General features: G+C 65.4%; 10 protein-coding genes and 1 pseudogene. 7 read left to right on the top strand and 4 right to left on the bottom strand.

Annotation, left to right across the window (positions count from 1 at the left end):
• Position 1 precedes the first annotated feature (1 nt).
• Positions 2–1,297 carry a hemolysin family protein gene (locus tag ABIA45_RS25365; protein WP_157285827.1) on the bottom strand — a complete coding sequence of 432 codons (1,296 nt, stop codon included), beginning with the start codon at positions 1,295–1,297 and terminating at the stop codon, positions 2–4.
• A 241-nt stretch (positions 1,298–1,538) separates the two neighbouring features.
• On the opposite strand from ABIA45_RS25365, the gene ABIA45_RS25360 reads away from it, so the two are divergent.
• Positions 1,539–3,614, top strand: a complete 2,076-nt coding sequence (locus ABIA45_RS25360; RefSeq protein WP_404654184.1) for a methyl-accepting chemotaxis protein — start codon at positions 1,539–1,541, stop codon at positions 3,612–3,614.
• A gap of 116 nt (positions 3,615–3,730) precedes the next feature.
• On the top strand, positions 3,731–4,462 hold the full coding sequence (locus tag ABIA45_RS25355) for a sulfite exporter TauE/SafE family protein (protein ID WP_404654182.1): 732 nt from the start codon (positions 3,731–3,733) through the stop codon (positions 4,460–4,462).
• 9 nt (positions 4,463–4,471) lie between these two features.
• Here the strand turns inward: ABIA45_RS25355 and ABIA45_RS25350 are convergent, their stop codons facing one another.
• From ABIA45_RS25350 to ABIA45_RS25340, 3 genes are all read right to left on the bottom strand, one after another.
• The gene (locus tag ABIA45_RS25350; protein ID WP_404654181.1) at positions 4,472–6,442 is read right to left on the bottom strand and encodes a carbohydrate porin; all 1,971 of its coding nucleotides are present in this window, start codon (positions 6,440–6,442) and stop codon (positions 4,472–4,474) included.
• A gap of 403 nt (positions 6,443–6,845) precedes the next feature.
• Positions 6,846–7,109 (bottom strand): hypothetical protein, encoded by a 264-nt coding sequence (locus ABIA45_RS25345; RefSeq protein WP_271539602.1) that lies wholly within the window; start codon positions 7,107–7,109, stop codon positions 6,846–6,848.
• Positions 7,110–7,249: 140 nt separating this feature from the next.
• Positions 7,250–8,056, bottom strand: coding sequence for a creatininase family protein (locus ABIA45_RS25340; RefSeq protein WP_275498249.1), 807 nt, complete (start codon positions 8,054–8,056; stop codon positions 7,250–7,252).
• A gap of 153 nt (positions 8,057–8,209) precedes the next feature.
• On the opposite strand from ABIA45_RS25340, the pseudogene ABIA45_RS25335 reads away from it, so the two are divergent.
• The 5 genes and pseudogenes from ABIA45_RS25335 to ABIA45_RS25315 all read left to right on the top strand — a co-directional run bounded on the left by ABIA45_RS25335 (position 8,210) and on the right by ABIA45_RS25315 (position 12,775).
• Positions 8,210–9,233: pseudogene (locus tag ABIA45_RS25335) on the top strand (ABC transporter substrate-binding protein).
• A gap of 200 nt (positions 9,234–9,433) precedes the next feature.
• On the top strand, positions 9,434–10,249 hold the full coding sequence (locus ABIA45_RS25330) for an ABC transporter ATP-binding protein (protein WP_404544422.1): 816 nt from the start codon (positions 9,434–9,436) through the stop codon (positions 10,247–10,249).
• Complete coding sequence (locus ABIA45_RS25325) at positions 10,246–11,064, top strand: ABC transporter permease (RefSeq protein WP_157283451.1); 819 nt, start codon at positions 10,246–10,248, stop codon at positions 11,062–11,064. Before ABIA45_RS25330 ends, ABIA45_RS25325 begins: the two co-directional genes overlap by 4 nt.
• Positions 11,064–12,053 carry a 2-hydroxyacid dehydrogenase gene (locus tag ABIA45_RS25320; protein ID WP_404654179.1) on the top strand — a complete coding sequence of 330 codons (990 nt, stop codon included), beginning with the start codon at positions 11,064–11,066 and terminating at the stop codon, positions 12,051–12,053. The genes ABIA45_RS25325 and ABIA45_RS25320 overlap by 1 nt, the downstream gene beginning before the upstream one ends.
• Positions 12,053–12,775, top strand: a complete 723-nt coding sequence (locus tag ABIA45_RS25315) for an AprI/Inh family metalloprotease inhibitor (protein WP_404654177.1) — start codon at positions 12,053–12,055, stop codon at positions 12,773–12,775. The genes ABIA45_RS25320 and ABIA45_RS25315 overlap by 1 nt, the downstream gene beginning before the upstream one ends.
• The last annotated feature ends 32 nt before the right edge of the window (positions 12,776–12,807 follow it).

The following is a 12,807-nucleotide window of genomic DNA, read 5'->3' as shown; positions in this document are numbered from 1 at the left end:
ATCACCCCGTCTCGACCTCAGTCAATCGGCTCGCCAATATCTTGTCGATCCTTCGCCCGTCGAGATCGACCACCTCGATGTGCCAGCCGCCGAAATCGAAGGCATCGCCGACATTGGGCAGCATGTTGAATTGTTGCAGCACGAGGCCTGCGACCGTGTTGTAGCGATGCGGCGGCAGCTTGATGCCGAGCAGTTCGCCGAACTCGTCGACCGGCATCCAGCCGGAGATCAGCAGCGAATCGTCGTCGCGCCTGACGAAGGCCGGCTCGGGCGGTCCCTCCTCGGAATGAAAGGCGCCGACGATCGAGTAGAGGATGTCGGCGGCGGTCACCATGCCTTCGAAGGCGCCGTATTCGTCGTAGACGAGCCCGACGTGAACCGGGGCCGCTTTCAGGATGGTCAGCACGTCGCGCGCATCTGCCGACACCGGGATGCCGGGCGCCTCGCGCACGAGCGCGCGCAGGTCCGGATTGCGTTCGTTCATATAGGCGATCAGCAGGTCCTTGGCCTGCAGCACGCCGATCGGCTTGTCGCGGTCGCCGTCGGACACGGGAAAGCGCGAATGCGGGCTCTTGGCGATGATGTCCTGGATGGCGGCGGGATCGTCGTTCAGGTCGATCTCGTCGACCTCGGTGCGCGGCGTCATGACCGCGCCGACCGGCCGGTCGCCGAGCCGCATCACGCCGGCGATCATCTCCTTCTCGCCGGGCTCGAGCACGCCTGCGCTCTCGGCCTCGCTGACGAGGTGATGGATCTCGTCCTCCGAGACTTTCTCCTCGGCCTTGCCGCCGCGGCCGAGCAGCGTGAGGATCAGCTTGCCGGAGACGTCGAGCAGAAACACGAGCGGCAGCGATATTTTCGCAAGCGCGTGCATCGCCGGCGCGACCCGCACCGCGATGCTCTCGGGGTCGCGCAGCGCCACCTGCTTCGGCACCAGCTCGCCGACGATCAGGGTGCCGTAGGTGATGAGCGTGACCACGATGCCGACGCCGACGATGTCGGCAATGCCTGGCGACAGGCCGAGCTCGAGCAGCCATTGCGTCAGCCGCTGCCCGAGCGTCGCGCCCGAGAACGCGCCGGAGAGCACGCCGACCAGCGTGATGCCGATCTGCACCGTCGAGAGGAACTTGCCGGGATCGGCCGCCAGCGTCAGCGCTCGCTCGGCGCCGCGCACGCCCTTGGCCGCGAGCAGCGACAGCCGCGCTGGGCGCGATGACACCACGGCCAGCTCCGACATGGAGAGCAGGCCGTTGATGACGATCAGGACGACGACGATGGCGAGTTCGAGCGAAAGCATTGACGTTCCGGAGGTAAGCAAGTGTGGCCGGGATGCCGGCAAGCCACTGATATAGGTATTCAGTGCGGAAGTGCTGGCGATTCTGCTTATTCATCGCCGAAAGGGAACCCGTGCGCGACGGCGTTCCCAAAGGCGTCCGCGACGACTTGACACCCCGCGGAACTACGGATCGTTGCTTAACGAGCCCTTAGTGGCCGCCCGCTAGCTTTTGCGCTTGCAAGAAGACCCGGGGGACCTGAGGATGCGGATGGGAAAGCTTTTCGCGCTGTCGATGCTGACGGTGACGGTGTTTGCAGTCATCCTCGGCGCCGAGGTGCTGATACCGCAGACGCGCATCTTCGCCAATCGCTCCGATGCGATCAAGACGGTGGAGGCATTTGGCGCGACGCTGATGGCCAGCCAACACGTCGCCAGCCTTCGCGCTCCCTATATCGGACCGATCTTCCAGGAAGGCGCTGCAACGCAGGCGCAGCTCGAAGTTGCCGCGAAGGCCGCGAAAACGGCCGAGGAGGGCTTCGAGGCCGCAAGGCGCGCCGTCATGGTGCTGGACGGCGGCGGCGCCATCGCCGAGAATCTCGACCGTGCCGCGCGGCGGCTGAAGGAAATCACCACCGCGGCCGGTCGCGCGATGAGCGTTCCGCTGGCGGAGCGCGACGGCGCCGCGACAAAGGCCTTCCTGCCCGGCGTCGCCGAGGTCCTCGCCAATCTCGAACCCGTCATGAACAAGCTCGAGGCAAAGGTGATCAACGCCGATTCCTCGCTTGCGGCGCTGTTGAACCTGGCGCGGACGGCGCAGGATCTGCGCGTTTCGGCCGGCAGCCGCGCGGCCACGCTGTCGCCTGCGCTCTCCGCGCGCCGTCCGCTCACCGCGGCCGAACTGTCGCTGATGGATCGCATGCAGGGGCGCGTGGAGGTCGATCGCGAGCGCATCGAGGCCGGTCTCGAACAGCTCGAAAATCCCGTCCGGATCGCCACCGCGCTGAAGGCGGCGACGGAATCCTATTTTGGAAAAGCCGCAGTTGCCGTGGACAAGGAGATTCCTGCAGCACGGACTGACGGTAAGTACGCCGGCACCGCCGATGAGCTGGCGAAGGTCATCGTGCCGGCCATCCAGATGTTCTACGGCGTGCGCGACGCCGCGCTGGCGGAAGCCGCCGAGCGCGCCTCGTCCGCGCGCGACGGCGCGCTGGCGATGCTCGCGCTCGCCGGTGTCGCCGTGCTGGCCCTGCTCGGCACGCTCGGTGGCGTGACCATCATGCTGCGCAGGCGCGTGGTGACGCCGCTCGGCCGGATCGCCGACGTGATCGGCGCGCTCGCCGCCGGGCAGCACGAGGTCGAGATTCCCGCGACGGGCCGCAGCGACGAGATCGGCCAGGTCGCAGGCTCGCTCCAGCATTTCAAGGATTCGCTGTTCGCCAAGAAATCCGCCGACGAGGCGGCCGCGATCGAAGCGGAAGCGAAGCTGAAGCGCAGCCAGCGCATGGATCAGATCGCGCGGGAGTTCGAAGCCATGATCGGCGACGTGATCAACACCGTCTCGTCGGCATCCTCGGAGCTGGAAACCTCCGCGGGAACGCTGACGAGCACGGCCGAGCAATCGGAAAAGGTCACGGCGACGGTTGCCGCCGCATCCGAGCAGGCTTCCACCAACGTGCAGACCGTTGCCGCCGCGGCCGAGGAGATGGCCTCCTCGGTCGACGAGATCAGTCGTCAGGTTCAGGATTCCGCGCGCATCGCCGGCGAGGCCGTGCAGCAGGCCGGGCGGACCAACGAGCATGTCGGCGAGCTCGCCAGGGCTGCGGGGCGGATCGGCGACGTCGTCGAGCTCATCAGCCAGATCGCCGGCCAGACCAACCTTCTGGCGCTCAACGCCACCATCGAGGCGGCGCGCGCCGGCGAGGCCGGTCGCGGCTTCGCCGTCGTCGCGTCCGAGGTCAAGGCGCTGGCCGAGCAGACCGCCAAGGCCACCGGCGAGATCAGCCAGCAGATCTCGGGCATCCAGACGGCGACGGAGGACTCCGTCGGCGCCATCAAGTCGATCGGCGACACCATCTCCCGCATGTCCGAGATCGCGTCCGCCATCGCCGCGGCGGTCGAGGAGCAGGGCGCAGCGACGCGCGAGATCTCACGCAATGTGCAGCAGGCCGCGCGCGGCACCCAGCAGGTCTCCGCCAGCATCGTCGACGTGCAGCGCGGCGCGAGCCAAACCGGATCGGCCTCCTCCAACGTGCTCGCATCGGCAAGGTCGCTGTCCGGCGAGAGCAGCCGGCTCAAGACCGAGGTCGGGAAATTCCTCGACGCGATCCGCGTGGCATAACAAGGTCATTGTGCAAGAAGGCCGTTTCACCTAGACTTGCATCCCGGGGATGTCGCAGCCTCCCCGTGAAGTGGTGATCCCACGCAAGCGCTGCTCGCTTATCCATGGAGCGAGCAATGGACGGGATCGCAATCGAGCTTCCGCTGTTTTTGTTGGCCACCTTCGCCGGCGCGTTCGTCGCGGGCCTCTCCGGCTTCGCCTTCGGCCTGGTCGCGGCATCGTTGTGGCTTTACGTGCTGACGCCGCTTCAGAGTGCCAGCCTGATCGTCGGCTTCGGCCTTCTGGTGCAGGGCTATTCGGTCTGGAAGCTGCGCAGCGCGCTCGACTGGCACCGGCTGTGGCCGTTCATCGTCGGTGCAATCATCGGTGTGCCGGCGGGGGTGTCGCTCCTGACCTGGGCCGATCCGAAGAGCGTTCGCATCGCGGTCGGTGCTATCCTGATCGCCTACAGCCTCTATGCATTCTTCCGGCCGCAGCTCAAGCTCGCGGCCGCCATGCCGCCGACCGCCGACATGACGGTCGGTTTCGTCAACGGACTGCTCGGCGGCCTCACCGGTCTTGCGGGCATCGTCGTCACCATCTGGTGCAATTTGCGCGGCCTGCCCAGGGACGCGCAGCGCGCCACGTTCCAGCCGGTCGCCGTCGTGGTATTCGCCATGGCGGCGTTCTGGCTCGGTGCCAAGGGATCGCTCACATCAGACACGGCGAAGCTGTTCGCGCTCGGTCTGCCCTTTCTGTTCGCCGGAACGTGGCTCGGGCTGAAGCTGTTCGGCCGGATCGACGAGGCCACGTTCCGCAAGATCGTGCTGGCGCTGCTGTTCGTCTCGGGCGTTGCGCTCCTGTTCTGAGCCGCGGGCTCAGAACTCCCCGTGCAGCCGCCCCGAAAACACCGATATCGGTCCGCGGTCGGCATTGTAGGCGGGGTTGACGATGAGCTGGTAGTCGGCGGTGAGGGTGATGTTCTTGTTCACCGCGTAGGCGTAATAGGTTTCGAGGATACGTTCCTTGCGGTAGTTCAGCGCGCCGTCGCCGACCAGCACGCCGAGGCCGCCGGCGGCGAGGAAGTCGCGGTAATCCTGTGAGATCGCGTTGATCGCGCCGCCGACGCCGATCACGTCGTCGGGTCGGCCCCAAGTCGTGCCCTTGATCGAAACGCCGCCGGACAGGCTGCGATGAATGTCGGTGAAGGCCAGCGTTTCTGTCTTGCCGTCGTTCCAGCTCCAGCGGCCGAACAGGCCGACATCGTCGGTGATCGCCTGCTCGAGGTTGAGCACGTAGCCGTACTTCAGGCGGCCGCGCCGGGTCTGCGCGATGTCGAGATTGAGCGCGGGATTGTCCAGCGTCTCGCGGAAGCTGCCCATGTTGGCGCTATCGAGCCAGCCGATGGTCCTGAGCTTGCCCGGTCGGCCGAACAGCGAGAAGCGCGTCTCGAGCTCGAGCAAATATTGACCGCGCTCCCCGACCCTGGTGTCGAAGTGATTGGCGTTGGACTCGGAGACCATCAGGAAATAGCCGCCGCGCAGCGCCCATTGCTTCTGGTTGAGCTCGGCGGTGATGCCGTAGGTGAGGCCTACCTTGTCGGCGGAATAGTCGAAGGCACCGGGCGCCCAGATCGACCAGTTCATGAAATCCCGGCGCGTGTCTTTGGCGTAGGCATTACCGTCGAACACGTCGACCACCGGGAATTTGCCGGCCTGAATCGTGAGGCGCGACACGTCGACCTTCTGGCCGAGTTGGAGCTGACCGCTCGCAAGCTCCTCCTGCTCGCCGCCGAAGCCGAAGGTCTGGCGCACGAACAGGCGCGAGGTGTTGTAATGCGGATAGGGGAAGTTCGACTTCTGCGCTTCGCCGTTCGGGAAGCCGGCCGCACCGACCGTGTCGTTCAGTCCAAATCCCTGCAGCAATTCGGGATTGTAATAGACTTCGCCGCCGTCCCACAGCCGCGCGTTCAGGAACAGGCTGTTGCTCCAGGTCGCCTTGGCCTGCCGCGACGGCGACAGCGAGTTCGGCCCGGTATAGAGCGCGGGAAAGGATGGATAGCCTTGCGGCAGATAGGTGGTCTGGCCGTGGATCTCCCAGCGGTCCGATTCCGGGTCGATCAGCGAGCTCTTCGGGTCATAGCTCGGCAGGCCCGGCCAATCGACCTTGCGGTTGAGGCCGAGCCTGACCTGCTGGAAATCGACCGACGAGGAGGTGTACTGCGCGCCCGTAGAGAAGGCGACGTTGGCGCCGTCGAAGCGGCTGTAGAGATATTCGAGCCGTGCGCTCCAATGCGGCGCGAAGGCGTATTCTAGGCCGGCGCCTGCGACCCAGCCGGGCCGCGTGTTCAGGATCTTCGGGATTTCGGCGCCGGAGGCCGGCGCGTCGAAATAGCGCTCGCCCATCCAGGCGAAGCCGCCGGTGGCGTAGATGAGCCAGGGACCGCTGGTGTAGCCGACGCGGCCGCGCACGCTCGCGGTGTAGTCCCATTGCTGGGTGACGGTGTTGGCGGGCGTCGCCAGGAACGAGACGATCGAATTCGACGTGATGTAGTTGGGAAACGTAAAATCGCCTTCGACGCCGACCAGCCAGCCGGAGTTGAGGCGGTGATTGTAGCCCGCCTGCACGCCGCCGATCATGCCGCTGAAGACGCCGCTGTCGCTGATGGCGGTACCGTCGTTCAGCGCGAAGCGCGACGAGCCGTGGCTGTAGCCGGCATGCGCGCCGATATAGAGGCCGGTCCAGTCATAGACCGCTCTCAAGGCTGGCGCCTTCAGCGGCAGATCGGCCGCGCGGCTGGCCGCGGGAAGGGCAAGCACGCCTGTGGCGATCGCCGCGGCCGTTCGCAAGCACCGGTGTCTGTGACCTCTCAACGCCAAAACGCACGCCCCCAAACGCGAATGTGTCTCACCTGCCGCGATATCCCTGCCGTGTCGCGGCGATTCTGTCACCACGTCTCCGCGCTCGAGGCGAATGGCCGAGATAATCTCGATTGACCTCGACTTCGTCCCATGTTCCTGAATCTACGACTAGTCTTATTGCGAATAATTCGCAAGAGCAACTCACCTTGCGTTGTCGCAGAGGAGAGTTCGCACCACTGTGTGACGCGGGTGCAACAAAATCCGGGAATCCAAAACGGAATGACCCCGCCCGGGGGGGACAGCCGGGCGGGGTCGGGGGCACGACACGGGGTGGATGAGGCGCCCGTGTCGGACGCAGGATCCACGTGGAGATCGGCCTCAGATACTCAGATCAGTAGCAGGTGCGAACGCGGCCGACGTACTGGCCGAAGGCGTTGTACTGCGCGACCCAGCCGCAGCGGCGATAGCCGTGATAGTAGGGGTCGTGCGTGGCGGCGATCGCGGAGCCGACGACGGCGGCGGTGGCGATGCCGGCGCCCACACCATAGACCCAGGCGGGCTGCTTGGCTTCGGCCGAGGAGGTGGTGGACGCGATGCTGCCGGTCACGGCGAGAGCAGCGAGAGCTGCGGCGGCAAACTTGGTCTTGATCGACATGTGAAACTCCATCCGGGGTTGAGGCGGTCCGTTGTGGCCCGCGTGCCCAGTTGGACGGAGGCTCCTCGCGTCCGGTTCGAAGACCGCAAATGTGCTCGCCAAAGCTCGATCTTTCCTGAATGAATCCAGGAAGATGCCCCCTAGCCGAGGGGGCCCTTGGCGAGCCTGTTCACGTCGAAGTTATCGATCTCCGCCAGCAGCTCGCAGAACGCCGTCGCACCCTGATCGAGCAGCTGCTCGCCCTTCGCGGGGTCAGCCAGCGTCGCGTTGCCGACGGCACCGCTGGCGTTGAGATCCTGCGCCTGCCAGGCGAACGGCGCCGGCCGCTGCGTCGACAGCCAGCGATACTGCTGCTCGATCGCAATACTGCTCGCTGGAAAATCGGCGATTGCATCCTTGCGCACCTGATCGGGATAGCTCGCCAGCATGATCGAAGTCTCGACGGCGCCGCCGTGAATGCCGTGCCGCACTTCATCGGCCGGGAACAATTTGTCGGCGCCTGAGAGCCGCGACCACGAGGTCGTCACCACGAACAGCTTGTGATGCGCACGCAGGTCCTGCGCGACCAGCATCATCGCTGCACTGTTGCCGCCATGGCTGGTGACGATGACAAGCTTCCGCACGCCGCGGCTTGCAACGTCCGCGCCGATCGCTGTCCATTTCCTCAGCGCAATTTCGGTCGGCAGCGTCTGCGTGCCGGGATAGTCGATATGTTCGGTCGAAATCCCGACCGGTTCGACCGGGAGGAAGCTCGCCGGAATCCTGGTTGGTAACAGCTGACGCACACGTGCCAGATAGGCGTCCGCGATCAACACGTCCGTCGTCAGCGGCAGATGCGGACCGTGCTGCTCGGTTGCCGCCAGCGGCAGCACCGCGATCCAGCGCGACACCTCGCCGGGGCTCGCATCAGCCCAGTCGATGTCGATCCAGTCGCGGGAGGGCGTCATCGAGGTTTCCTTGCCCGAATTTGTCACGTAATTTGCGGTATGAGGGGATGCGGGCCCGGGCGGCTCGCATCCCCTGATGTCATGCGGTTCTATCGCGTTGCCTTCACCCGGACCAGTCGCGATTGGGCCAGCCACGATCGACGGAGTGCCATTATGACCCCCTTTCATCTGCGGCGAGCGTTAGTTGCGGGCTTGTTGGCCGCTCTCGCCTCTTTTGCGCCGGCGCGCGCCCAAACGCTCGACAAGGTCACCTTCGGCACCAACTGGGTCGCCGAGGCCGAGCATGGCGGCTTCTTCCAGGCGGTCGCCGACGGCACCTACAAGAAATACGGCCTCGACGTCACCATCGTCCCCGGCGGCCCGAACGAGAACAACCGGATGCTGCTGATCGCCGGCAAGATCGATTTCTTCATGGCCGCGAACACGCTGATGTCGTTCGACGCCGTCGCCAACAACGTTCCCGTCATCACCATCGCCGCGATTTTCCAGAAGGATCCGCAGGTGATGCTGACGCAGCCTGATGCCAAGGTCGCCAAGATCGAGGACCTCAAGCCGCTGACGCTGTTCGTCTCCAAGGAAGGCATGACCAGCTACTTCCAATGGCTGAAGTCCGAATACGGCTTCAGCGAGAAGAACGTGCGCCCCCTACAATTTCAATCCGCAGCCCTTCATCGCCAATCCCAAGAGCGCCATGCAGGGTTACGTCACCTCCGAGCCGTTTGCGGTGGAGAAGGCCGCCGGCTTCAAGCCCAATGTGCTGCTGCTCGCCGATTACGGCTTCAACACCTATTCCACCCTGATCGAAACCCGCCGCGAGATTGTCGAGAAGAAGCCCGACCTCGTGCAGCGCTTCGTCGATGCCTCCATGATCGGCTGGTACAACTACCTTTACCGGGACAATTCCGCCGGCAACGCCCTGATCAAGCAGCTCAACCCGGAGATGACCGACGATCTCCTGGCCTATTCCGTCGTCAAGATGAAGGAGCACGGCATCGTCGATTCCGGTGACAGCTTGAAGAACGGCATCGGCGCGATGAGCGACGAGCGCTACGCCTCCTTCTTCAACAAGATGGTCAAGGCCGGGGTCGTGAAGGCGGATCTCGACTACCGCAAATCCTACACGCTGCGCTTCGTCAACAAGGGCGTCGGCGTCGAGCTGCGCCCGAACAAGCCGTAACGCATGGTGAGATCCGGCACGGCGGTGCGGCTGGGGCCCACCTCTCCCGAAGGGAGAGGTCGCATCGCATCACAAGATGCGATGCGGGTGAGGGGTTACGCTCTCTCGTTGGACCTCTTCCCCCTCACCCGGCGCTACGCGCCGACCTCTCCCCGTCGGGGAGAGGTGAAGAGCGGCCGAAACGCGGCAGCCCGCTCTCAATGGTAGAGCGCAATCCATCGCCCGCCGTCGAGGCCAGCCTGACGCATCTCGCCGTCAGCCTGCGCGGCGTGACGAAAACTTACGACAACGGCGTGATGGCGCTCGGCCCGTTCGACCTTGCCGTCCGCAAGGGCGAGTTCATCTCGCTGCTGGGCCCCTCCGGCTGCGGCAAGTCGACGGTGTTGCGGCTGATCGCCGAGCTCGGGGCGCCGTCGTCGGGCACGGTGCGGGTGGCACGGCACGAGGGCGTGCCGCAGCCGGGCCACGGCATCGGCTTCGTGTTCCAGGAGCCGACCCTGATGCCCTGGGCCAACGTCCGCGAGAACGTGCGCCTGCCGCTGAAGCTCGGCGGCGTGCCGAAGGCGGAAGGGCGCGCGCGTGCCGACGCGGCGCTCGCCAGCGTCGGCCTCGCCGATTTCGCCGATGCCTTTCCGCGCGAGCTCTCCGGCGGCATGAAGATGCGGGTGTCGCTGGCCCGTGCGCTCGTCACCGATCCCGATATCCTCCTGATGGACGAGCCGTTCGCCGCGCTCGACGAGATCACGCGCTTCCGCCTCAACAACGATCTGCTCGCGCTGTGGCGACGCTTACGCAAGACCGTCATCTTCGTCACCCATTCGGTGTTCGAGTCCGTCTATCTGTCGCAACGTGTCGTCGTCATGACGGCGCGCCCCGGCCGCATCCAGGCCGACATCCGTATCGAGACGGTCGAGCCGCGGGCCGAGGAGTTTCGCACCTCGACGGCCTATTCCGATTATTGCCGACGCGTGTCGGCCGCGCTGGCCCCGTCCTATTCAGGGCAGTCGACGCTATGAACGCGCAAGCTCCCGTGCCTGCAAAGTCGTCCGGCGCGCAACGCGCGATGCGCTTTGTGCTGCCCGTCATCGTCTTCGCAGCCGGCCTCCTTGCCTGGGAACTCGTGGTCCGCATCAGGGAGATCCCGCCCTACGTGCTGCCGGCTCCCTCCGTCATCGTGCTGACGCTGATCAAGGACTGGGCGGTGCTGTCACAATCGCTGGCGACCACGCTTGTCACCACGCTCGAAGGTTTTGTCGCCGCCAGCATCGGCGGCATCGCGCTGGCGCTGCTGTTCAACCAGTCGAAATGGGTGGAATATTCGCTGTTCCCCTATGCCATCGTGCTGCAGGTGACGCCTGTCATCGCGATCGCGCCGCTCTTGCTGATCTATCTGGAGCAGCAGACCGCGGTGGTCGTCTGCGCCTTCATCGTCGCCTTTTTCCCGGTGCTGTCGAACACCACGCTCGGGCTGAACTCGGTGGACCGCAACCTCGCCGGCCTGTTCCAGCTCTATGGCGCGTCGAAGTCGCAAACCCTGCGCTTCCTCAAGCTGCCGGCGGCGCTGCCCTACATTCTCGGGGGCCTGCGCATCGCCGGCGGCCTGTCGCTGATCGGCGCGGTCGTGGCCGAGATCGCGGCCGGAACGGCCGGCGCCGGCTCCGGGCTCGCCTACAGGATCGCCGAGTCAGGCTATCGCTTGAACATACCCCGCATGTTTGCCGCGCTGCTTCTGTTGTCGCTGGCCGGGATTGTCATCTATGGGGTGCTGGCGCTAGTTTCCCACCTCGTTTTACGGCGCTGGCATGAGAGCGCGCTTGGAAAGGAAAACTGATGGCTGCCGGTTCGATTTCGTCCGAAAAGATCGACCTTCTGATCTATGGGCCGGTGCGGCCGATCCTCGAGAACGGGTTTTCCGATCATTTCGTCGTGCACAAGGCGGAGACGCGCGGCGATCTCGAGCGATTGACGCCCGCGGTCCGCGACAAGATCCGCGGCGTCGCGGTGACCTACCACACCGTGCGGGCGGACAAGGACTCGCTGTCGCAGCTGCCGAAGCTGGAGATGGTGGCGAGCTTCGGCGTCGGCTACGACCACATCGACGCCAAATATGCCGCCGAGCACGGCATCATCGTCACCAACACGCCCGACGTCTTGACGGAGGAGGTCGCCGACGTCGCGATGGGCCTTCTGATCTCGACCTTGCGCGAGTTCATCAAGGCCGACCGCTATGTCCGCTCCGGGCTCTGGCAGACCCAGAACTATCCGCTCAGCGTCGGCTCGCTGCGCGACCGCAAGGTCGGCATCGTCGGCATGGGTCGGATCGGCCAGGCCATCGCGCGCCGGCTCGACGCCTCGCTGGTGCCGGTGGTCTACCACTCCCGCAACGCCTCCAAGGACGTCTCGTACAAGCACTACCCTGATCTGATCGAGATGGCGAAGGCGGTCGACACGCTTGTTGTGATCGTGCCCGGCGGTGCCAGCACCAACAAGATGATCAATGCCGAGGTGCTCAAGGCACTCGGCCCGCGCGGCGTGCTGGTCAACGTCGCCCGCGGCTCGGTGATCGACGAGCCCGCGCTGATCCAGGCGCTGAAGTCAGGCACCATTCTCGCCGCCGGGCTCGACGTGTTCGCGGCCGAGCCGAACGTGCCCGACGAGCTCAAGACCATGCAGAACGTCGTGCTGCTGCCGCATATCGGCTCGGCCTCGGTGGTGACGCGCAACGCCATGGACCAGCTCGTCGTCGACAATCTCAAGGCCTGGTTCGCCGGCAAGGCGCCGCTGACGCCGGTTGCGGAAACGCCGGTCAAGGGGCGCTGATGAGAGTTCTTCGGGTTCTCGCATTCGCCGTCGCGGCCTGCCTGGCCGCGATCGGCGCCGTCGCGGCCCTTTTGGCCGCGATCGGCATCGCGCATGCGCAGGATGCGGCGAGCCTGAAGAAGCAGATGCCCGGACAGTGGGAGCTCTCGACCACCGAGCGCAGCAAGACCTGCGTCGTCACGCTTAAGGGTGACGCCGCAGGCCAGGGTTTCAAGCTGGAGCTGGAGCCGTCCTGCAAGACCGCGCTGCCCTTCACCAAGGACATCGTGGCCTGGAGCGTGAGGGGCCTCGACATCGTGCGCCTGCAGGATGCGACCGGCGAAGCCGTGATCGACTTCACCGAGGTCGAGGCCGGCATCTTCGAGGGCCTGCGCCAGGGCGAGGGCGTCTACATCCTGCAGGATCTCGCCGCCGCGCGCTCGATGGCGAAGTCAATGGACCAGATGATCGGTGACTGGTCGATGGTGCGCGGCAAGGGCCAGCCGATCTGCGGGCTGACGCTGACCAACACCGAAGCGGATTCGGACAATTTCCAGGTTTTCCTCAAGCCGAGATGCGACGCGGCGATTGCGCAGTTCAACCCGACGCAATGGCGCCTCGAGCGCGGCCAGATCATCCTGATGTCGAAATCAGGCGAAGCCTGGCAGTTCGAGGCCGACGACCACGCGCAGTGGCGCCGCGTCCCCGACACCGCCGATCCCCTGATCATGCTGCGGCAGTAGGGCGTCGGTAAACAGGGGGCTCTCCGGCCCTC

Source organism: Bradyrhizobium sp. USDA 336, from assembly GCF_044908355.1.
Classification (GTDB): Bacteria; Pseudomonadota; Alphaproteobacteria; order Rhizobiales; family Xanthobacteraceae; genus Bradyrhizobium; species Bradyrhizobium yuanmingense.
The sequence above is the reverse complement of the archived record's forward strand: the minus strand, read 5'-3'. Positions and strand labels throughout refer to the sequence as shown.

Excerpts from the sequence above, each read along its gene's own strand:
- ABIA45_RS25345 (WP_271539602.1), bottom strand. The coding sequence starts at position 7,109 with ATGTCGATCAAGACCAAGTTTGCCGCCGCAGCTCTCGCTGCTCTCGCC.
- ABIA45_RS25320 (WP_404654179.1), top strand. The coding sequence starts at position 11,064 with ATGGCTGCCGGTTCGATTTCGTCCGAAAAGATCGACCTTCTGATCTAT.
- ABIA45_RS25330 (WP_404544422.1), top strand. The coding sequence starts at position 9,434 with ATGGTAGAGCGCAATCCATCGCCCGCCGTCGAGGCCAGCCTGACGCAT.
- ABIA45_RS25315 (WP_404654177.1), top strand. The coding sequence starts at position 12,053 with ATGAGAGTTCTTCGGGTTCTCGCATTCGCCGTCGCGGCCTGCCTGGCC.
- ABIA45_RS25365 (WP_157285827.1), bottom strand. The coding sequence starts at position 1,297 with ATGCTTTCGCTCGAACTCGCCATCGTCGTCGTCCTGATCGTCATCAAC.
- ABIA45_RS25325 (WP_157283451.1), top strand. The coding sequence starts at position 10,246 with ATGAACGCGCAAGCTCCCGTGCCTGCAAAGTCGTCCGGCGCGCAACGC.
- ABIA45_RS25340 (WP_275498249.1), bottom strand. The coding sequence starts at position 8,056 with ATGACGCCCTCCCGCGACTGGATCGACATCGACTGGGCTGATGCGAGC.
- ABIA45_RS25360 (WP_404654184.1), top strand. The coding sequence starts at position 1,539 with ATGCGGATGGGAAAGCTTTTCGCGCTGTCGATGCTGACGGTGACGGTG.
- ABIA45_RS25355 (WP_404654182.1), top strand. The coding sequence starts at position 3,731 with ATGGACGGGATCGCAATCGAGCTTCCGCTGTTTTTGTTGGCCACCTTC.